The organism is Mycobacterium tuberculosis complex sp. N0072 (genome assembly GCF_030323725.1).
GTDB lineage: Bacteria > Actinomycetota > Actinomycetes > Mycobacteriales > Mycobacteriaceae > Mycobacterium > Mycobacterium tuberculosis.
Window position 1 is genome coordinate 931,895 of record NZ_CP040689.1, and the last position, 20,676, is coordinate 952,570.

Here is a 20,676-nt window from a genome sequence, read left to right on the forward strand (position 1 = left end):
TCATCCGGTTATGGCAAGCCGTTCTGTCCCGGCGCGCCAAACACCCCGGCCTTGCCACCGGTACCGCCGGCTCCGCCGTTGACGCCGTTGCCGCCGTTGCCACCGTAGCCGAGGGTAGACGGGGCGAGCATGCCGTTGACAACTATCGTCGTGTCGCCGCCGTTGCCGCCGGTGTTAGCCCCGAAGCCGGTGCCGGCGTTGCCGCCGTTCCCACCCACGCCGACTAGTCCGAGGGCGTCGCCGCCGTTGCCGCCAGCGCCACCGTTACCGGTGGGGGCGGCGCCGCCGGCACCGCCGGCACCGCCCACGGCGATCCCAACCGCTACGGCCTCGCCGCCGTCGCCGCCGTCGCCGCCCATGCCGCCCAGCACCCCCAGGGCGCCACCACCGTCGCCGCCGGCGCCGCCGATGCCGATGCCCAGGATCACGGGTGAGCTCAACCCGCCACCGCCACCGGCCCCCCCGTTGCCGCCGGTCCCGGTGGCGGTGCCGCCAGCTCCGCCGGCGCCGCCGTGCAGCACGGAGAACCCTAGGAAGTTTGCGATGCCAGCGCCGGCGCCGCCGAAGCCGCCGGCTCCGCCGGTGGCGCCGTCCCCGGTGGCGGCACCACCAGCCCCGGCGGCGCCGCCAAAGCCTAGGCCGAGGACAGCAATGTCCTCGAAGACGCCGTCACCGCCGGCTCCGCCGGTGGCGCCGCTAGTGCCGGCGCCGCCCTGCGCGCCCGCACCGCCGATGGCGATGGCGATCCCGAAGGGGCTGCTGGCGGTGCCCGTGCCACCCGGACCGCCGGGTCCGCCGACTCCCGTGGAAGCGTCGCCGCCGGCGGCTCCAGCGCCGCCCAGGGCAAAGATCAGGCCGCGGGCGCTGCCGCCAGCACCGCCGAACCCGCCGGTTCCGCTGGTGGCGTCCCCGCCGGCCGCGCCGGCCCCGCCGACGGCCGCGAGTGCGCCGGTAGCGCTGCCGCCGTTGGCGCCGTTAACCCCGACTCCGGTGCCGGCGTTGCCGCCGTTGCCACCTGCGCCGACGAATCCGAAGCCGTCACCGCCGGCACCGCCGCTGCCGCCGGTACCAACCGAAGCCCCGCCGCCGTGCCCACCGGCGCCGCCCACGCCGCCCAGCAGCCCGGTCCCGCTGCCTCCGGCGCCGCCGTTGCCGCCGGTGTCGGTGGCGGCTCCGCCAACCCCCCCGACGCCGCCGATGCCGGCGCCGATCAATCCGAGGGCATCGCCGCCGGTCCCGCCATGGCCGCCGCTACCAGCCGAAGCGGCGCCGCCGGGACCGCCGGCGCCGCCGGCGCCGCCCAGCAGCCCGACGCCCAATCCGCCGGCGCCGCCGATGCCGCCGGTCTCGGTGGCGGCCCCGCCAGCCCCGCCGGCGCCGCCGACGCCCACGCCCAGAGCCGCGAAGCCGCCGGCACCAACGCCACCGGTCCCGCCGGTGCCGCCGGCACCGGTCGCAGCCCCACCAAGCCCGCCGGCCCCGCCGTAGGCCGCGCCGAACCCGATGAAGTCGGGGGCAACAGCGAAGCCGCCAGTGCCGCCGGCCCCGCCGGTCCCAGTGGTAGCTGCGCCACCATTGCCGCCAGCACCGCCCCAGCTCAAGTCGAGCGCGAAAACGGTGCCCGAGGAACCGCCGGCACCGCCGGCGCCGCCGGCACCGCCGTTAGTACCTGCGCCGCCGTGCCCGCCGGCACCGCCGATGCCGATGTCGATCCCGAAGGGGCTGGCGGCGCCACCAGAGCCACCGGCACCGCCGGCACCGCCGCTTCCCATGGCCGAGTCGCCGCCCTGACCGCCGGACCCGCCCAGGCCAAGGAACAGCCCCAATGCGTTGCTGCCGGCGCCGCCGGCACCGCCGGTTCCAGTGGTAGCGGCCCCGCCGGCGCCACCGGCGCCACCGATGGCTACCAGTGCGCCGCCGGCTCCACCGGCGCCGCCGACCCCGCCGTTCCCGACTCCGCTGGCGGCCCCGCCAGCTCCGCCGTTGCCGCCAATGCCGAACATCAGCGCGTTGCCACCCGCCCCACCGGACCCGCCGCCGGACCCGCCGGCCCCGCCAGCTCCGCCGCTACCCCACAGCCACCCGCCGGTGCCGCCTTTGCCACCCGAGGCGCCGGTGCCTCCGGCCCCACCGGTCCCGCCATGGCCCAGCAGCCCGGCGGCACCCCCGGCACCCCCGGTCTGCCCCGGAGCACCCGAACCGCCGTTGCCGCCGTTGCCCAACAACCAGCCTCCAGGCCCACCGGCCTCCCCGGTCCCCGGGGCGCCGTTGGTGCCGTTGCCGATAAAAGGTCGGCCCGACAACGCGGCGGCGGGTGCATTGATGGCGCCTAGCAAGCCCTGCTCGAGGGTCTGCAACGGCGACGCGTTGGCCGCTTCGGCGGCCGCATAGGCGCCCATAGCCCCGGCCAGTGCCTGCACAAACCGGGCATGAAACGCCGCCGCCTGCGCGCTCATCGCCTGATACTGCTGACCGTGGCTGGAAAACAACGCCGCGATGGCCGCCGACACCTCATCGCCAGCAGCGGCCAACAGCCCGCTTGTCGGGACGGCGGCCGCCGCATTGGCAGCGGTCAGGGACGCGCCGATGCCTGCAAGATCCTCCGTGGCCATCGCCACCAAGTCCGGCGCTGCAATCACGAAAGACATCCGACACCTCCCAGCTGGCCGGTGTGATCTGACTGTCGCCCATCGTTACGATACGCGCATATAGCGCCTACCGGGAGACGAAGTTGACACTCGTCAACATCCGATGGCCGCCGGAGATCCGGCACGGCTCGGCGGTCGTTTGGGCGGGCGTTGGCCCCGCACGTTCGACAGATTCGACAAGTTCGTGCGCCTCGCGCAACGAGACAACCGGCGACGCCGCCTAAGGTCAAGGGCGGCGTGCGTTAGCACTTCCGTCACTCTTGTCAATTAGCCGCAGCAAACGCCAGTCGCCCGTACGATGGCGGCAACGGCGTCGGCGGAGCGGTTTCCCGCTTGGCCAACGCCGAAGTCCCAGCATGACCGATCGCGGACGCCAGTCCGCAGAAGCCGGCTTATCGACAATGAGGCCAAAGAGCTCAACCCGTCAGCGGACATGTGGCGCGCGCTGGCCAGTGTGGCGATCAGTCGTGTGTTGCTCCACTGCTGCCAAGTCGGCCGTCATCGTCTGCTGTGCGGCCATCGCGACCACGGCATGCTCGTTTCAAGCCACATCGACCCAGCCGAGCACCGCACCCCCGACATCGCGGGTCGATTCGTTGATCGTCAGCATCGAAGACGTACGGCGCATCGCCAACTACGAGGAGCTCGCCGCACATTTTCAGACCGACTTGCGTGAACCGCCGGAGGCGGACACGAACGTTCCGGGCCCCTGTCGTGTGGTGGGCAGCAGTGATCGCACCTTCGGAACCGACTGGTCAGAGTTCCGTAGCGCGGGTTACCACGGCGTTACCGACGACCTCAGACCGGGCGGGCCGGTCATGGTCGAGACGGTTAGCCAGGCGATAGCGCTGTACCCGGACCCGAGTACGGCGCGCGGTGTGTTCCATCGGCTCGAGTCGTCGCTGGCAGAATGTGCTGGCTTGCATGACCCCTACTTCGATTTCATCCTCGACAGGCCGGACGCCTCCACCGTGAGGATCGGCGCTGCGGGTTGGAGTCATGTGTATCGCCTGAAATCGTCGGTATTCATATCCGTTGGCGTGTTGGGTATTGAACCGGCAGAGCCGATCGCCAACGTCATCTTGCAGACGATCAGCGATCGCATCCAGTAGTTAGCCGAGGACTGGAAAGCAGCAGCGGCGGCGACGAGCGCAGCGTGTTGAGGGCTGTTGACGCCACGACGCCCACCGTTGCGAAGAAGAAGGCGAGAAGCGTCGCTTCGGCACCGACTGCTGTCACCGCAACCGAGCTGTAACTACGGGGATCTATTGGATGCGAGGCGTAATCAAGCAGCGTGGCGATGGGTCTGGTGTCCACCGCAAAGGAGAAGACATGCCATATGGGGGAAAGCTTGACCCACGAGAGCGCTGTCCCGAACAACTCGGTGCCTGTCAGAAGGATCAGCGCACTGGCCGCTATCCAGGCCGTCAGGCGTGCCGGGGATATCACGACGCCGAATGTCTTTCGTTGGTTATCCCAGACTGTCGAGCGACGTTGTTTTTGCACTGAACGTCGAATCTTCTGAGACTGCCGCCGCTTTCGCCGGCGCCAAGTCTCGGGCTTACTTAACCAGGCGAGCCGCCACCGTACGACAGTCGCAGTCGCTAAGACTTGCTGCTGCATCCAACTCGTGGCGGCCTTCATTGATCCCGACTACCACCCTGCCTAACCAATTCTGTATGACGCGCCGTTTGAGAACGTACATTTGTGATTGCGGTTCGCATTTAGGAGCCCGGCGTGAGCTGGTCGAGTAACGCCTCGACCAGCGGGCGCCGCGAAGCTGTGGTGGTGGGCCAGCCCGGTCGACCCACGGCGAAGTGCTGGGCCAGCAGGTCGTGGTCGGCCTGTGTGGCGCGCGTCGCCAGCACGGCGGCCTCCGGTGCGCTGACACTGGCGCGCATGTCGTGGCCGAGCAGCGCGGCAGCGGCGGTGCGTAGGTCGAAGTCGTGACGGCGTAGCGCCCACTGGTCTGGTTTGGCGTAAAGCCGGTCGAGGTCGCCGGCGTACCAGTGCACCACCAAGGCCAGATCTGGGCCGTCTTTGTAGTCGTGGTCCGCGGACCGATCGAGCCATGCGTGCAGTTTGAGGACCGCATAGTTCGGCGGTTGGGGAAGGTGGACTGTCAGGCCGCCAGGGAGAGGCAGAACATCGGCACGCAGGTAGGCGTCGGTGCATCCGTGGACGTTCATGAGCTGGTTGCCTGGGGGATGGCGGGTTGTGCCGGTGGGCGACTCCACCTCGCCGAACGGGAGGGCATCGACGGCGCGGTCGGCGATCAGGAATCGGTGCCCGGTGCTGCCCAGGGCGCGGAAGGTGGCCCGAATTGCCTCGAAGTGGTCCCAATTGTTCAGGGTCCCTGCGATATCGGTGTCGTTGGTGGCCCGCGGCGGCACCCCGCGGCAGAAGCGCCAGTGCAGTAGATCGCGGCACTGTGCCCCGACGAGCATCAGCTGTTCAGCCGGCACGACGTCGGCAAGTGCTGTGACGATCGGTGTCACCCAGGCCAGGAGGACCGGGTCATAATCGGGCGAGTCGCTCATCCTGCCTTCTCATGAGGTGGGCGACTTCGACCTGGCGCGGCTCGCGCGAGGCAAGGAGGTCGGCATAGATCAAGGCCGTGGGAGCCAACCCCGGTTGCTCGTCAGGTAGGTTGCGCCAGAATAGCTTTCGGATCACGATGCTGCCGTGTGGGTCGCGGTGCCAGCGGTTGTGTATAAGCAGGTCGGCGGGTAGCCCGGGCGCTGGGGTGTCGACGTAGAGCATCAGTGATTCGGGATTGCGGATTTCGTCGGGCAGGGCCTGTTCCCCGCTGACCGCCACTGCGAGTCCGTCGGGTGCGGACCACGTGTGGATATCACCACTGGCGACCAGGAGTTTGTTGGCCCGGCCCAGACCCCCGGATAGGCAGCCGCCCACAGGTCCAGCAGCTCATCGGTGCGCACCAGCCTGCGGCGGGAGCCGAGGTGTTCGAAGAAGCCGGTAGTGCGCAACGTATCCATCGTCTCCTTGGCCATACCGACCGAGACGCCGGCGCTCGCGGCGATCGCACGCAGCGGCGCGTCGACCAGTTGCGGTGCGTCAAGCAGTACGCAGACAACCTGCGCGCGCTTGGGGGTAAACGGGTTACGCGGTCCATCGCTGTGCAGTCCGTCACCGAGGGTGCCCGGTTGTGCGGACACAGCTGACCGTCGGCCGCGCACGTCGATGAGCAGTCCACCCTGGTGCCGCAAATAAGCGTTCCCAGCTCCGTCGATGTACCAGAGTCCGCGAGCCCGCAGCGTTTCAGCGCTCGACGGATGCAGACGCGGGCCCACCACAAGCAGCGGCGAACCAGCGCCGGCGGTATCCCAGGCCTGCAGTGCTGCCGTTGCCGACAGGTGAGGAAGGTAGAGGGCAGTGATCGTGAGGGGGTGAGCGTCGATCTCAAGGTCTAGTGATTCGGGATGCGCGGAGTTCAATGCTGATAGGCCACCGAGCACCCGCACTCCGTATTCGGTGAGGTGACGCTCGACGGCCTCAGCGAGGTCAGCCCCGATCTGATCCATGCGTTCAGTATATCCGTACGTTCAGTTTTATTGAACATAATGATTTATTGAACATATCAGGTCGGAGCTGGTCGACTTGGAAGGTGTAGCGGTATCCGAGTCGCACTCACTGCCTCCTGCCATGACTCACCCCAAGGGTGCAGGTTGTGCGGCAGTCTGATGAGTTGCCGCAGCATCGTTGCCGCGGCCTCCTCGTTGGCTGTCTGAAACCTCGTCTGCAGTCGAGGGGTGGTCAGCACGCGCCGGGCCAGACGGACTGGTCTACTGCGCCAAAGCTTGTCGCTGCGCTTGGAGGTCAGGCCGAGCAGGCGCGAGGAACGACGAACCCAACAAGCCATGGTGGTTGGCGCCGTCGAGAGGTCGGCGGTCGCCACAACGGGAAGATCGCCTTGAGCGTCGCTCGACCGCCGCCTCGAGTTGGGTCATAACGAAGTAGCTGATGCCGATCATGTCGACGTTTCCGTCGCATCAGCGTGCAGCGGCGACCCACTCGACGAGGTCTCGGTGCCGCCGCGGCCAGGGCACCAGCAGTGACGAGTCCAGGCGCCGTCGGGCCAAGCAGTCGCGGTGCCAGCCGTGTTGGGTCGGGCGATGGTTGGGTGTGCTCATTTCGGGAACGCCAGGGCGATCAGCGTCGGCAAACTCGCGTCGATGTGCCCGCGGCGCAACAATCCGCGACAATGATCGGGTGCGTCTGATCGGGCGGCTCCGTCTGCTCATGGTGGGGCTGGTCGTCATCTGCGGGGCTTGCGCATGTGACCGCGTGTCGGCCGGCCGTTGGTCCGAGTCGCCGAGTGCGACCTCGTGGCCCGTCCGGCCGGTAAACACCACAACGCCATCCGGTCCTGTGCCGCCAGTCAGCGAGGCGGCGCGGGCAGCCGGGTTGGTCGATGTTCGCGGTGTTGTTCCCGATGCCGCCATCGACCTGCGCTACGCGACGGCGAACAATTTCACCGGCACACAGCTGTACCCGCCCGGGGCAAGATGCCTGGTGCACGAGTCCATGGCCGAGGGTCTCGCGGCCGCCGCGGCGGTGCTGCGCCCACACGGGCAGGTGCTGGTCTTCTGGGACTGCTATCGGCCCCACGACGTTCAGGTCAGGATGTTCGATGTGGTCCCCAACCCGGCCTGGGTGGCGCGGCCGGGCAAGTACGCGCATAGCCATGAGGCGGGGCGTTCGGTCGATGTGACGTTTGCCAGCGCTCAGCGGCAGTGCCCATCAGTGCGGCGATCCGGCGAATTGTGCCTGGCCGACATGGGCACCGACTTCGACGACTTTTCTTCGCGGGCGACAGCGTTTGCAACGCAGGGCGTCAGTGCTGAGGCCCAGGCCAACCGTGCCCACCTGCGAGCCGCCATGCAGGCCGGGGGGTTGACGGTGTACTCCGGTGAGTGGTGGCATTTCGACGGCCCCGGCGCCGGCGTCGATCGCCCGATTCTCGAAGTGCCAGTTGACTGACGTCTCATATAGTGAAATAAATGTCCACTATTTGGGCGCAGTGGCGGTAGGCTTTGAGCCGAACACCTCGACCATGGGACCGCACGGTGAACGACAAACGTCGGGCGATTTATACGCACGGATATCACGAGTCGGTGCTGCGCAGTCACCGGCGACGCACTGCGGAAAACTCCGCCGGCTACCTGCTGCCCTACTTGGTGCCGGGGTTGTCGGTGCTCGACGTCGGTTGCGGCCCCGGGACGATCACCGTCGACCTCGCCGCTCGGGTCGTGCCGGGATCCGTGACCGGCGTCGAGCCAACCGATGACGCCTTAAGCCTGGCCCGCGCCGAGGCCCAGCTGCACCGCCTGTCAAACATTTCGTTCACCACTTCCGACGTGCATAAGCTCGACTTCCCTGACGACGCGTTCGATGTCGTCCACGCACACCAGGTGCTGCAGCACGTCGCCGATCCGGTACGGGCACTACAGGAGATGAGGCGGGTGTGTACACCAGGCGGCATCGTCGCAGCTCGCGATGCCGACTATTCGGGGTTCATCTGGTTCCCGAAGCTTCCGGCGCTGGACCGGTGGTTGGACCTTTATGAACGGGCGGCTCGAGCCAACGGCGGCGAACCGGATGCCGGCCGGCGGCTGCTGTCCTGGGCCCGTGCGGCAGGATTCGACGACGTCACGCCGACGGCCAGTGTCTGGTGTTTCGCGACGGCCTCGGCCCGCGAATGGTGGGGCCTAGTGTGGGCCGACCGGATTCTGCAATCCGATCTGGCTCACCAGCTGGTGGATTCGGGTCTGGCCACTGCCGCGCAACTCGAGGAGATCTCCACGGCGTGGCGAGAGTGGGCCGCGGCCCCGGACGGTTGGCTGGCGATACCCCACGGTGAAATCCTTTGCCGGGCATAAACTCAGGCACACGCGCGAGGCTCGCGCGGTTGGTTGCCGACGACGGGCAGGACGTGGCCCGGCGAGATCAAATATCGTGCAGCCGAAGGAATTCACGCATCACCCGGTCGAATCGCGCCGGCTCTTCGATGAACGGCATGTGGGAACTGGACTCGAAGAATTCCAATCGCGAGCCCGCAATCCGGCCCTGCATTTCTCGCATGTGCTCAGGCGAACATTCGTCGAAACGGCCCACCACCAGCAAGGTCGGCACCGCGATGTCGGCCAACCGGTCGACGACGTCCCAGTCTCGAACATTCCCAACGATGCGAAAGTCGCTGGGCCCAAACATCGTCTCGAAGATCTCGGTTCCCATGTTGGCGAATGCTTCCGTGAGTTCCCGGGGCCAGGGGCGGGTGCGGCACAGATAAGTCTCGTTCCAGGTTCTGATCGCGGCCTGGTATTCGGCGGAATGGGTGGTGCCGGCCGCCTCGTGACGGTCAATTGCCGAGCGAGTTGCCACGTCCAAGCACGACTTCAAGCTGACCAGACTGGCCGAAAATTCGGGTATCGAAGCCGTGCTGTTCGCGATGGTCAGACTGACGGCGTCAGGCGCCTTGTCGAGCACGTACTGCTGTGCCAGCATCCCACCCCACGAATGGCTGAAGATGTGAAAGCGGGTAAGGGCAAGGGCTTCCGCCACGGTTGCCATCTCGGCCACTGAGCGGTTCATCGTCCAAAGGTCTACGTCTGACGGACATGCGGAATTTCCGCAACCGAGCTGGTCCCAGAAGATGACCTCCCGCTCATCAGACAACCGTCGCAGTGGGGCCAAGTAGTTGTGCGGCAAGCCCGGCCCACCGTGCACTACAAGCAGCGGACGACCAGGACCGCCACCAATCCGCTGGAACCAGACGCGTCCACCCGGGACCGCGATTGTCCCCTCCACTTGACCTCCGATTTCGGTTGACCAACAGACGCAGAATCGCACATTCGCCCCTTCGGGGGAGTGCGAGTTTGCGTCGCCTCGCCGGGCATGTCGGTCAGCGATGGCGCGGTCGAGACCAGACGGCCCGAGGCGGTTTGGGTGGATCGACAGTATCGGTCGCGCAGTTACCGGCGGACTCGGCTTCTGCTGGCCGGCCGGTCGGGTGTGCCCGTGCATACCGCTCTCGGCTTCACCGTGGCTGTGGCCGTGTGCACACCGGGTGAGACGCCCGGTTCGTGGTTGCGGCCAGCATCGTGCACCACAGCGCTGCGCCGGCCAACCGCGGTCGCTACCACGGAATCTGGTCGATGACCCCTGTAGTTGCTTCGGTGGTTGTGCCAATCATGGCTTCCTACGGCCCGATTCATGGTGCTCATCTCTTGGCCGCGGTGGTCGTGGGGTCGGCCGGTGCCGCGCTGTGCCTGCCGTTGGCGCGGGCCCTGCGCCGACCGACCCCCAGTGCAATGACGACGGATTGACGGTGCGGAGCCCGGGGATGTGCTGAGGGCACCAATGTGGTGAAAGTTGCACGCAAGCAGCACAATCGGAGCCCAGAATGGGCACTGGGCGCAGAACCCGAGCCGCAGAAGTAATGTGCTGGAGGGGTTACTGCAGCAACCACACCCCCGGGTGTCCTCCGATCGGGGGAAGGGGCTTTCGTCATCGTTTCAGGCCGATCGGAGGACGCCGGCACAGGTCAACGATCCTAACTTGAGTTAGTGACCACAGCGGCGGCCATCGCCCGCGAGGACCGGTTGCGTTACACCGGTCCGGAGCGCTGCTCGGGGGACGGACAAGTTCGAGCGGCCGGGGATCGCTATTCGACGGTGATCTGGCTGCTGGGCGGCAACTTGCTGGTGCGCTCGGCCGGATTCGGCTATCCGTTCCTGGCCTACCACGTGGCTGGACGAGGACATGGTGCGGGAGCGGTCGGCGCGGTCGTGGCGGCCTACGGCCTGGGTTGGGCGGTGGGGCAGCTGCTGTGTGGGTGGTTGGTGGACCGTGTCGGGGCGCGGGTGACGCTGGTATCCACCATGCTGGTGGCCGCCGCCGTGCTGGTGCTGATGGCCGGGCTACACACCGTGCCGGGATTGCTGGTTGGGGCCATGATCGCCGGCCTGGTTTGCGATGCCCCGCGTCCGGTGTTGGGTGCGGTGATCGCGGAGTTGGTTGCCGACCCACAGCGGCGGGCACAACTCGACGGCTGGCGATACGGTTGGGTGCTCAATATCGGTGCTGCGATCACCGGCGGGGTCGGCGGTGTGGTCGCGGGCTGGTTGGACACCCCGGTGTTGTACTGGATCAATGGCATCGGGTGTGCGATCTTCGCGGGGTTGGCAGGCCGCTGTATACCTGCCGATGTGTGCCGTAGGACCGAGTCCGGCCTTCGAGCTTGCACCGCCATGTCGAAAGTTGGCTATCGGCAGGCACTCTCGGACAAGCGCCTGGTCCTGTTGGCCGTCTCGGGTCTGGCAACGCTCACGACGCTGATGGGTTTCTTCGCGGCGGTACCGATGCTGATGAGCGCGAGTGGACTGGGTGTCGGGGCGTACGGCTGGGTGCAGTTGATCAACGCCCTAGCGGTTGTCGCGGTGACCCCGCTGTTGACGCCGTGGCTGAGCAAGCAGCTCGCACTTGGTCCACGGCCAGACATTCTGGCCGGCGCGGGAGTGTGGGTGACTCTTTGTATGGCGGCTGCCGGGCTCGCCCGCACCACGGTCGGTTTCAGTGTGGCCGCGGCTGCCTGCTCGCCGGGCGAGATTGCCTGGTTCGTGGTTGCCGCCGGCATCGTGCACCGGATCGCCCCTCCCGCGCACGGTGGGCGCTACCACGGGATCTGGTCGATGGCCGTCGCGGCGTCGTCGGTGGCCGCGCCTATCCTGGCTGCTTTCAACCTGGCTAATGGTGGGCGCCTAGTGCTGGCGGCCACCACGGTGACGGTTGGTTTCTTCGGGGCCGCTTTGTGCTTGCCGCTGGCTCGTGTTCTGGCAGCTGCCAGTTGCGGTCCGTTGAGCAGCAAGGAGCCGTCGCGTGACTCGTACCAGTGAAGGGTTGGCTGCGTTCGTGGTCGATCAGCTGGAGGAGCTGTATCGCCGGATGTGGGTGTTGCGACTGCTCGATATGGCGTTGGAGCAGTTGCGCATCGAAGGCCTGATCAACGGGCCGCTGCAGGGTGGCTTCGGCCAGGAAGCAGTAAGTGTCGGTGCCGCGGCGGCGCTGGGCGAAGGCGATGTCATCATCACCACCCATCGTCCGCATGCCCAACACGTTGGTACTGACGCTCCGCTGGGCCCGGTGATCGCCGACATGCTGGGTGCGACCGCAGGCGATCTAGAAGGCGCTGACGAGGATGCGCACATTGCCGATCCTCGGGCCGGGCTACCGGCTGCAATACGCGTGGTCAAGCAATCGCCGCTGTTGGCTATCGGACACGCCTACGCCCTGTGGTTGCGCGACACCGGACGGGTCACACTCTGCGTGACCCAAGACTGTGATGTTGATGCCGATGCCTTCAACGAGGCCGCGGACCTAGCGGCCGTATGGCAACTTCCGGTGGTGATTCTCGTCGAAAACATTCGTGGTGCCCTAAGTGTGCACCTGGACAGGTACACGCACGAGCCTCGGGTTTATCGCCGGGCTGTGGCCTACGGAATGCCGGGGGTATCGGTGGACGGCAACGACGTCGAAGCGGTCCGTGACTGTGTGGCCAACGCGGTGGTTCGGGCTCGCGCTGGTGGCGGCCCCACGCTGGTCCAAGCCATCACCTACCGCACCACCGATTTCTCTGGATCTGACCGCGGCGGCTATCGCGACCTGGCCGGATCCGAGCAGTTTCTGGATCCGCTGATCTTCGCGAGAAGGCGGCTGATTGCTGCTGGCACGACCCGCGGTCGGCTCGACGAGCAGGAGCGGGCGGCATGCCAACAGGTGGCCGATGCCGTGGCGTTCGCCAAGGCCAGGGCGCGGCCCAACGGCGGTGGGCCAATCAGCCGACCAACATCCGGCTGGCACCAACAACCAAAGACCCGGTTCTGAGGCCTAGATGTACGTTGGCCGCGGACAACGCGGTCGGTACATGCCGTCGCGCCGCGGCCCCAGCTAGTCGAGCAGCCTCTGCCGCATCGCCTCGGCGACCGCGGCAGCTCGGTCGCTGACGCCGAGCTTCTCGTACAACCGTTGCACGTGGGTCTTTACCGTCGACGGCGCCACATATAGCTCGGCTGCGATCGCGGGGATGCTTTGACCGCACGCAATGCGATTGAGCACCTCGCGCTCGCGCGCGCTGAGCACCGGGGCCACGGGTGCCGCGCGCTGGCGAATCTCCCCGGCGAGGCCCCCGACCAGCGAGGGCGCCACCACGTCGCGGCCCTTCGCGCAATCGAGCACCGCCTTGACGATCTCGGTGCGAGTCGAATCCTTGAGCAGGAATCCGGCGGCGCCCTGTTGGAGTGCCTGGTAGACGATCGCCGGCTCGTCGTGCGCGGAAATAAGCAGCACCCGGGTTGGCAACTCGTAGCTGCGCACCGCCGCCGCAACCTGCGCGCCGTCCATGCCGGGCATGCGGTAGTCCAGCAATGCGACGTCGGGCAAATGGGCCTTGATCAACTCCAGGGCCGCGGCGCCGTCGTCGGCCTCGCCGACCACGTTCACCGAGCCACTCAACGAAAGCGCTCGCACAACGCCCTCGCGAAATAACGGGTGGTCGTCGCCGACCACCACGCGCACTTTCTCCGGCTGCGGATTGCTCATGGCGCGCCGACCATGGCGATGAGTTTAGCTGCTCGTCGGCAACCAGCCGCTGGCAGTCGCTGGACATTGATTTGCACTCCGACGTGCCCAGCTACGGCAACCTCGGACGTTTGGGCGGTCGCCATGAGTACGGTGTCCTAGTGGCAATGACCAGCTCGGCGGAACTGGACCGGGTTCGTTGGGCGCACCAGTTGCGCTCCTACCGAATTGCTTCGGTATTGCGGATCGGTGTCGTGGGGCTCATGGTCGCCGCGATGGTCGTTGGAACCAGCCGGTCCGAATGGCCACAGCAAATCGTGTTGATCGGCGTCTACGCGGTCGCTGCATTGTGGGCTCTGCTGTTAGCGTATTCGGCGTCCCGGCGATTCTTCGCTTTGCGACGCTTTCGCAGTATGGGCCGGTTGGAGCCATTTGCTTTCACCGCCGTCGACGTTTTGATATTGACGGGCTTTCAGCTGCTGTCCACCGACGGGATCTATCCGCTGCTGATCATGATCCTGCTGCCGGTCCTGGTGGGCCTTGACGTGTCGACGCGACGGGCGGCGGTGGTGCTGGCCTGTACGCTAGTCGGATTCGCAGTCGCGGTGCTGGGAGACCCCGTGATGCTGCGCGCGATTGGATGGCCCGAGACAATATTTCGGTTCGCGCTCTATGCGTTCCTGTGCGCCACGGCCTTGATGGTGGTTCGCATCGAGGAGCGGCATACCCGTTCGGTTGCCGGCCTGAGTGCGTTGCGGGAGGAACTGCTTGCCCAGACGATGACGGCCTCGGAGGTGCTGCAGCGGCGGATTGCGGAAGCCATTCACGATGGACCGCTGCAAGACGTGCTGGCCGCGCGTCAGGAGCTCATCGAGTTGGATGCCGTAACCCCCGGCGACGAGCGCGTCGGACGCGCGTTGGCCGGACTGCAGAGCGCGTCGGAGCGGCTGCGGCAGGCCACCTTCGAGCTGCATCCGGCAGTGCTTGAGCAAGTTGGGTTGGGGCCGGCGGTAAAACAGTTGGCGGCCTCTACCGCTCAGCGTTCGGGTATCAAGATCTCCACCGATATTGATTACCCAATACGTAGTGGGATCGACCCCATCGTTTTCGGTGTGGTTCGCGAACTGCTGTCCAACGTCGTGCGGCATTCCGGAGCTACCACCGCCTCGGTCAGGCTCGGAATCACCGACGAAAAATGCGTTTTGGATGTGGCCGACGATGGCGTGGGGGTCACCGGTGACACTATGGCGCGCCGCCTGGGTGAGGGACACATCGGTCTGGCTTCGCATCGGGCTCGGGTGGATGCCGCCGGCGGAGTTTTGGTTTTCCTGGCCACCCCCAGGGGGACCCATGTCTGCGTGGAACTACCACTGAAACGGTGAATGGCCGTTGTTGCCGGTCAACCGATGTGCCGGTGGCAGCGACGTGACCCCCGCGCAGGTCGAAAGCCTTGCTGGATCGATGGTTCCGCCGGTGCCCGCCATGGGCCCGGCCGGTCACGCCGGCCAGTCCGCAACCGGCTGTCCAGGGCCATCTCACGGGCAACGTCCTGGGAGGCGCTGGCAGCGGCCCGGTTCAGCCCACAAGCCGCCTGTCACAGAATGTAGTCCAGGCGGGTCGCCATTCCGGCGACCTGGTGATAGTTGTTGTGGCAGTGCATCACCCACACGCCAGGATTGTCGGCGACCAGGACGGCGCGCATCTTCTGCTTGGGCAGCACTATCACGGTGTCCTTGCGGGCGCCGGGGCTGCCGTCGGCCTTGATCATCTGAAAGGTATGGCCGTGTAGGTGGATTGGGTGATACATCATGGTGGTGTTATCGAACATCAGGGTTGGCCGTTGGCCTAGCCGCACGTGCAGTGGATTGGTCGTGCTGTAGGGTTCCCCGTTGATTGTCCAGTCGTACTTGGCCATGGTGCCGCCCAAGGTGACCGGGAGGTCGTGGGTGGGTTCGGGCCGGCCCAGGTTGGCAGTCGTTGCGGCGGTGAACATTTCCACGGTACCCACTCGCCAGTTGAGTTCATCCGGCCGAAACTGCGGGTCGGGTGGGCTGCCGGCGCCGGTAGACAGCAGCGCACGCGCCAGCGCGTTCTTGCCTTCCGCGAGTGCGACCAGGGGAAAGACGCCGCCAGCGGCGGTCACCATGACGTCGTAGCGTTCGGCCATGCCGATCAGCAGAGCGTCGACTTCGGTGGGAATCACTGGGTAACCGTCGGTGTGGGTGACCGTCATCGAATGCCCGGCCAGCGCGATGCGGAACGCGGTGTCGGCGGCGCTGTTGATGATGCGGATCCGGATTCGCTGGCCAGGCTTGGCCTTAAAAGACGTGGCCGCCACGGGGATTCGCCCGTTGATCAGATAGTACGGGTAGGCGATGTCCCCTCCGTCGCCGCCGAGCAGGTTGCTGTCAACGCCTTCGCCTTCGGGCATACCTGTTGTGTTTTGCATGGTGGGTTTGTTCGGGTCGGTCAGCTCGCCGTAGAGCTGTTGCGGGGACTTCCCGATGCCGTCCGTCCAATCGTCGAGGATGATGATCCATTCGGCGTCGTAGTGGCCTGGCTCAGTCGGATCGTCGACGACGACAGGCAGATATAGGCCGTGGTCGCCTTGAAGACCGACGTGCGGATGGGCCCAGTAGGTGCCCGGATCCGGCACGGAGAACCGGTACGTAAAGTCACCGCCGGGGCCGATGTTCGCAGTCGCGGGCTCGGTGCCATCCATATCGTTGCGCAGCGCGATGCCGTGCCAATGCACCGACGTCGGATCACCCAGACGGTTGGTCACCGAGACGACAATCTCATCCCCGACGGTGGCCCGGATCAGTGGTCCGGGGATGGTGTTGCCGTAGGTCAGCGTGCTGACGATCGGCCCACCCAGGTCGATCCTCGCCGGCTGGGGGGTCAGCGTGGCGGTAACCGTTCGCCCACTGTGCGGCCGGGCCGCCTCGGCCGCGTCGATTGCAGCGGTCATCCCGGCGGCGCCGGATGCCGTGGGCTTCGAGGCGCAAGCGGCTAGCGCAAAGCCGCTGGCGATGCCGGCGCCGAGGAAGCCGCGCCGGCTGAACCGCCTCTTGTCGAAGGCGTTACCGCTCGTGGCCAGCTCGGGCATCGATCGCTCCTCGTCTGGATTTGGTCTCGCTCTTCGTACCCTGCCCAGACATCGGGCAGTACGCAACGGTTGATGATCACCACGCCATCATCCGCCCTTACACCCTACCCCTATAGGGTATATAGTGGGCCACGTGGAAAGCGGGCACGTGGTGTGGATGCGATCGGCGATTGTCGCGGTCGCGCTGGGGGTGACGGTAGCCGCCGTCGCCGCTGCATGCTGGCTCCCCCAGCTCCACCGTCATGTGGCTCACCCAAACCACCCGTTGACGACGTCCGTAGGTAGCGAATTCGTCATCAACACCGACCACGGGCACCTGGTGGACAACTCGATGCCACCGTGCCCGGAACGGCTCGCGACGGCGGTGCTGCCGCGCTCCGCCACTCCGGTGTTACTACCAGACGTCGTGGCGGCTGCGCCCGGCATGACAGCCGCGCTTACCGACCCCGTCGCGCCGGCCGCGCGCGGTCCGCCGGCGGCGCAGGGATCCGTTCGCACCGGTCAAGACCTGTTGACCCGGTTCTGCCTGGCTCGTCGCTGAGGGGTCAGCGCCAGGCGGTGGTGGCCATTCGCCATCGCCGGTGACCGCTGACCCCCATCCAGTGCCGCGTGTGACTTCCGGCCCCGATGCAGAAGCGACGATCACTATGAACAACAACCTGCCGCTGGCAAATCCGGTAAACCCAACAAGCATCACCTCCAACCCGCAGATACTCCTGGCCAACCGGGCGCACCGCACCTTGGTGAGGTCGCGGCAGACCCGCGACCGGTACCGCCTCCTCCCGGAGGGATATCAAGTCACTCCTGGCCGGAATCGCCACCCGGGCACCATGGTTGGCAATACCCCGGTGCTTTGGATACCTGAGCTGTCGGGGACCTCAGACCCTGACCGTGGATTTTGGGCCAAGCTAGAAGGATTCAATCCCGGGGGTATGAAAGACCGCCCCGCGCTGTACATGGTCGAATGCGCGCGCGCCCGGGGCGATATCGCGCCCGGTGCCGCGATAGTCGAATCAACCAGTGGCACTCTGGGATTGGGCCTAGCCCTCGCTGGTAAGGTGTACCGGCACCCGGTCACCCTGGTCACCGACCCGGGGCTGGAACCCATCATCGCGCGCATGCTGACCGCCTACGGCGCCGGCGTCGATATGGTGACGCAGCCGCACCCGGTCGGCGGATGGCAACAGGCGCGCAAGGACCGGGTTGCGCAGCTGATGGCCGAATACCCCGGCGCGTGGAATCCGAACCAGTACGGCAACCCCGACAACGTCGGCGCCTACCGGTCGTTGGCGCTGGAGCTGGTCGCTCAGCTTGGCCGGATCGATGTCCTGGTGTGCTCGGTGGGGACGGGTGGACATTCAGCAGGTGTCGCCCGAGTGCTACGGGAGTTCAACCCGGACATGCGGTTGATCGGCGTGGACACCATCGGGTCCACGATCTTTGGGCAGCCCGCGTCGAACAGGCTGATGCGCGGGCTGGGCTCGAGTATTTATCCGCGCAATGTCGATTACCGTGCATTCGACGAAGTGCACTGGGTTGCTCCCCCCGAAGCCGTCTGGGCGTGCCGCTCCCTGGCCGCAACCCACTACGCCAGCGGCGGCTGGAGCGTCGGGGCGGTCGCCCTGGTAGCCGGCTGGGCAGCACGCAACTTGCCGGCGGACACCACGATTGCCGCGGTCTTTCCCGACGGCCCACAACGCTACTTCGACACCATCTACAACGACGCGTACTGCAACGAACACGAACTGCTAGGCGGACAACCTCCCACCGAGCCCGACGAGATTGCCTCGCCGCTAGACGCCGTCGTCACCCGATGGACACGCAGCACCACGGTGATCGATCCAACCCAGGTGGTGTCGTAATGGGAGCGCGCGCTATATTCCGCGGGTTCAACCGCCCGAGCCGGGTGTTGATGATCAACCAGTTCGGCATCAACATCGGCTTCTACATGCTGATGCCGTACCTGGCCGACTACCTAGCCGGGCCACTGGGGCTAGCCGCGTGGGCGGTGGGTCTGGTGATGGGCGTGCGCAATTTCTCCCAGCAGGGCATGTTCTTCGTGGGTGGCACGCTGGCCGATCGGTTCGGCTACAAGCCACTGATCATCGCCGGATGTCTGATCCGCACCGGCGGGTTTGCCTTGCTGGTGGTCGCCCAGTCGCTGCCCAGTGTGCTGATCGCCGCGGCTGCCACGGGCTTTGCCGGCGCGCTGTTCAATCCCGCGGTGCGCGGCTATCTCGCGGCCGAAGCCGGGGAACGCAAGATCGAAGCGTTCGCGATGTTCAACGTCTTCTACCAGTCGGGGATCCTGCTCGGCCCGCTGGTTGGATTAGTATTGCTGGCGCTGGATTTCCGGATCACGGTGCTGGCCGCCGCCGGTGTGTTCGGCCTACTCACCGTCGCGCAGCTGGTCGCACTGCCCCAACACCGGGCCGACTCGGAGCGCGAAAAAACATCGATCCTGCAGGACTGGCGGGTCGTCGTTCGCAACCGTCCGTTTCTGACGTTAGCCGCCGCCATGACCGGATGCTATGCGCTGTCGTTCCAGATCTATCTGGCTCTGCCCATGCAGGCGTCGATCCTCATGCCACGCAACCAATATCTCTTGATTGCGGCGATGTTCGCGGTATCGGGTCTGGTCGCCGTCGGCGGGCAGCTGCGCATCACCCGCTGGTTCGCCGTCAGATGGGGGGCCGAGCGCAGCCTGGTAGTCGGCGCGACGATTTTGGCGGCCTCGTTCATCCCGGTTGCAGTCATCCCAAACGGCCAGCGGTTCGGCGTCGCCGTTGCGGTCATGGCATTGGTGCTGTCGGCGAGTCTGCTGGCGGTTGCCTCGGCAGCGTTGTTTCCTTTCGAAATGCGTGCCGTGGTCGCACTGTCGGGCGACCGGCTGGTGGCGACCCACTACGGGTTCTACAGCACCATCGTGGGCGTCGGAGTCCTCGTCGGAAATCTGGCGATCGGATCGCTCATGAGCGCCGCGCGCCGCTTAAATACCGATGAAATTGTTTGGGGCGGATTGATTCTGGTGGGCATCGTTGCGGTGGCCGGGCTCCGTCGGTTGGACACATTCACCTCGGGTTCCCAGAACATGACCGGTCGGTGGGCTGCACCCCGGTGACCCGCGATCCACACAGCCCGGACTGCGGGCGCGAGGGCAGCTACCGCGACACCATCACCCGCCCGTTGACCGACCTACCGGTGGCCGGCTATCCGTTGGTGCCGCGGGTCGCGTCGCCCCGCTACCGGTGCACAACGCCGCAGTGCGGGCGTGCGGTATTCAATCAGGATCTCGCTAACGTCGACCAGTACCTCGTTGTCAATCAACTGGCGCACCAACTCATCGACGGTTCTTCCCTCATACCCGATGCTGACAAGAGATGGGATGCGCGACGACATGCCGACATGACGCACCATCTGACATCGAGCCTTAAGGAAAATCAAAGCTAATGCCGCCACCCCTCGGCGGCCTGTTCGTCGAAGGTGCGGTCAATGCGCTCGAACCTGCGGCGGATCGAAGCGCGCGAGGCCGCATGCGGAAGGACGTAGAGGCGGTTGGCCAGAATCGCATCGGCTGTTAGCTGGGCGATATCGTCGACGCCCAGGTTGTCGTCCTGCAGGGGGAGTGGACCGGGCGATCCCGTCGTTGAGGACTGCGCGCAAGCCGCGCCTCGGATTCGTTCAGAGTTGGCAACCAGATTGGTTTCGACGACCATCGGGCAGAGCACCGACACCCCAATGCCGTCGGCGGTGACCTCGCGGGCCAGCGTCTCCGCCAGACCGACAACCCCGTACTTGGCAACGCCGTATGCGCCGAGTCCGGCATTGGGCACCAGCCCGGCAAAGGACGCGGTGAACACCACATGCCCGCCCGTGCCCTGCTCAAGCAACCTCGGCAGGAACGCTTCGACCGTATGGATCGAGCCCCACAGGTCGACGTCGATCACCCAACGCCAGTCGTCGTGCGTCATCTCCACGATCGGACCGCCGACAACGATGCCGGCGTTGCTGAATACGACATCGACGTGGCCGAGCAGGCGGAAAGCCTCGTCCGCGAGGTGAGTGACCTCTTCTCGATGCCGGACGTCGCACATCACGCCGTGCACATCGAACCCCTCGGCACGCAGGTGGTTCACCGCCTGCCGAAGTCCCGGCTTGTCAACGTCCCCTAGCACGACTCTGGCTCCGCGGCGGGCGAACTCGGTGCCGGTAGCCAACCCGATGCCACTGGCACCGCCAGTGATGACCGCACCGCGCCCGGGAAACCCGTCCACAGCACGCAACCCTATTTCAGGCAGTCACCCGCGTCGACTGCGCCGG

Annotated in this window: 17 protein-coding genes and 1 pseudogene; 10 read left to right on the forward strand and 8 right to left on the reverse strand. The window is 66.4% G+C overall.

Annotated features, from left to right (window positions below; translation table 11 throughout):
* Positions 1-8: 8 nt before the first annotated feature.
* Positions 9-2,648 (reverse strand): PE family protein, encoded by a 2,640-nt coding sequence (locus FF952_RS04435; RefSeq protein WP_244736139.1) that lies wholly within the window; start codon positions 2,646-2,648, stop codon positions 9-11.
* Between the two features lie 467 nt (positions 2,649-3,115).
* On the opposite strand from FF952_RS04435, the gene FF952_RS04440 reads away from it, so the two are divergent.
* Positions 3,116-3,760 carry a sensor domain-containing protein gene (locus FF952_RS04440; protein WP_003404362.1) on the forward strand — a complete coding sequence of 215 codons (645 nt, stop codon included), beginning with the start codon at positions 3,116-3,118 and terminating at the stop codon, positions 3,758-3,760.
* Here the strand turns inward: FF952_RS04440 and FF952_RS04445 are convergent.
* From FF952_RS04445 to FF952_RS04455, 3 genes and pseudogenes are all read right to left on the reverse strand, one after another.
* Complete coding sequence (locus FF952_RS04445; RefSeq protein ID WP_003911324.1) at positions 3,741-4,097, reverse strand: hypothetical protein; 357 nt, start codon at positions 4,095-4,097, stop codon at positions 3,741-3,743. The genes FF952_RS04440 and FF952_RS04445 overlap by 20 nt on opposite strands.
* Before the next feature lie 275 nt (positions 4,098-4,372).
* Entirely contained in the window at positions 4,373-5,188 is an 816-nt protein-coding gene (locus FF952_RS04450) for a hypothetical protein (RefSeq protein ID WP_003404365.1), read from the reverse strand.
* A pseudogene (locus FF952_RS04455) lies at positions 5,166-6,193 on the reverse strand (type IV toxin-antitoxin system AbiEi family antitoxin). The gene FF952_RS04450 and the pseudogene FF952_RS04455 overlap by 23 nt, the downstream one beginning before the upstream one ends.
* A 688-nt stretch (positions 6,194-6,881) precedes the next feature.
* Between FF952_RS04455 and FF952_RS04460 the strand changes: the two are divergent.
* Positions 6,882-7,652, forward strand: coding sequence for a M15 family metallopeptidase (locus FF952_RS04460; RefSeq protein WP_003898609.1), 771 nt, complete (start codon positions 6,882-6,884; stop codon positions 7,650-7,652).
* An 86-nt stretch (positions 7,653-7,738) separates the two neighbouring features.
* Positions 7,739-8,551, forward strand: coding sequence for a class I SAM-dependent methyltransferase (locus FF952_RS04465; RefSeq protein WP_003404373.1), 813 nt, complete (start codon positions 7,739-7,741; stop codon positions 8,549-8,551).
* A gap of 67 nt (positions 8,552-8,618) precedes the next feature.
* On the opposite strand, the gene FF952_RS04470 is transcribed toward FF952_RS04465, so the two are convergent.
* Complete coding sequence (locus tag FF952_RS04470) at positions 8,619-9,479, reverse strand: proline-specific peptidase family protein (RefSeq protein WP_003404376.1); 861 nt, start codon at positions 9,477-9,479, stop codon at positions 8,619-8,621.
* 794 nt (positions 9,480-10,273) lie between these two features.
* On the opposite strand from FF952_RS04470, the gene FF952_RS04475 reads away from it, so the two are divergent.
* A complete protein-coding gene (locus tag FF952_RS04475) occupies positions 10,274-11,566 on the forward strand; it encodes an MFS transporter (protein ID WP_003404382.1) in 1,293 nt (430 codons plus the stop codon).
* Positions 11,550-12,554: a thiamine pyrophosphate-dependent dehydrogenase E1 component subunit alpha gene (locus tag FF952_RS04480; RefSeq protein WP_003404384.1), complete on the forward strand. Its 1,005-nt coding sequence runs from the start codon at positions 11,550-11,552 to the stop codon at positions 12,552-12,554. The genes FF952_RS04475 and FF952_RS04480 overlap by 17 nt, the downstream gene beginning before the upstream one ends.
* A 63-nt stretch (positions 12,555-12,617) precedes the next feature.
* Here the strand turns inward: FF952_RS04480 and narL are convergent, their stop codons facing one another.
* Positions 12,618-13,268: a two-component system response regulator NarL gene (gene narL / locus FF952_RS04485; RefSeq protein WP_003404388.1), complete on the reverse strand. Its 651-nt coding sequence runs from the start codon at positions 13,266-13,268 to the stop codon at positions 12,618-12,620.
* Positions 13,269-13,408: 140 nt separating this feature from the next.
* On the opposite strand from narL, the gene FF952_RS04490 reads away from it, so the two are divergent.
* On the forward strand, positions 13,409-14,629 hold the full coding sequence (locus FF952_RS04490; protein ID WP_015287938.1) for a sensor histidine kinase: 1,221 nt from the start codon (positions 13,409-13,411) through the stop codon (positions 14,627-14,629).
* A 212-nt stretch (positions 14,630-14,841) separates the two neighbouring features.
* Here the strand turns inward: FF952_RS04490 and mmcO are convergent, their stop codons facing one another.
* Positions 14,842-16,356, reverse strand: coding sequence for a multicopper oxidase MmcO (gene mmcO / locus FF952_RS04495; protein WP_003404392.1), 1,515 nt, complete (start codon positions 16,354-16,356; stop codon positions 14,842-14,844).
* 148 nt (positions 16,357-16,504) lie between these two features.
* Here mmcO and lpqS point away from each other — a divergent pair, with 148 nt between their 5' ends.
* The 4 genes from lpqS (at position 16,505) to FF952_RS04515 (ending at position 19,806) form a co-directional block, all read left to right on the forward strand.
* Entirely contained in the window at positions 16,505-16,897 is a 393-nt protein-coding gene (gene lpqS / locus FF952_RS04500; protein WP_003901025.1) for a putative copper homeostasis (lipo)protein LpqS, read from the forward strand.
* A 202-nt stretch (positions 16,898-17,099) separates the two neighbouring features.
* Positions 17,100-18,218, forward strand: a complete 1,119-nt coding sequence (gene cysK2, locus FF952_RS04505; protein ID WP_003404395.1) for an S-sulfocysteine synthase CysK2 — start codon at positions 17,100-17,102, stop codon at positions 18,216-18,218.
* Positions 18,218-19,477 carry an MDR family MFS transporter gene (locus tag FF952_RS04510; RefSeq protein WP_003404402.1) on the forward strand — a complete coding sequence of 420 codons (1,260 nt, stop codon included), beginning with the start codon at positions 18,218-18,220 and terminating at the stop codon, positions 19,475-19,477. Before cysK2 ends, FF952_RS04510 begins: the two co-directional genes overlap by 1 nt.
* Positions 19,474-19,806: a transposase gene (locus FF952_RS04515; protein ID WP_003404404.1), complete on the forward strand. Its 333-nt coding sequence runs from the start codon at positions 19,474-19,476 to the stop codon at positions 19,804-19,806. Before FF952_RS04510 ends, FF952_RS04515 begins: the two co-directional genes overlap by 4 nt.
* Here FF952_RS04515 and FF952_RS04520 read toward each other — a convergent pair.
* Positions 19,803-20,630, reverse strand: coding sequence for an SDR family NAD(P)-dependent oxidoreductase (locus FF952_RS04520; RefSeq protein ID WP_003404407.1), 828 nt, complete (start codon positions 20,628-20,630; stop codon positions 19,803-19,805). The two genes, FF952_RS04515 and FF952_RS04520, sit on opposite strands and share 4 nt — an antisense overlap.
* Between the last annotated feature and the right edge of the window lie 46 nt (positions 20,631-20,676).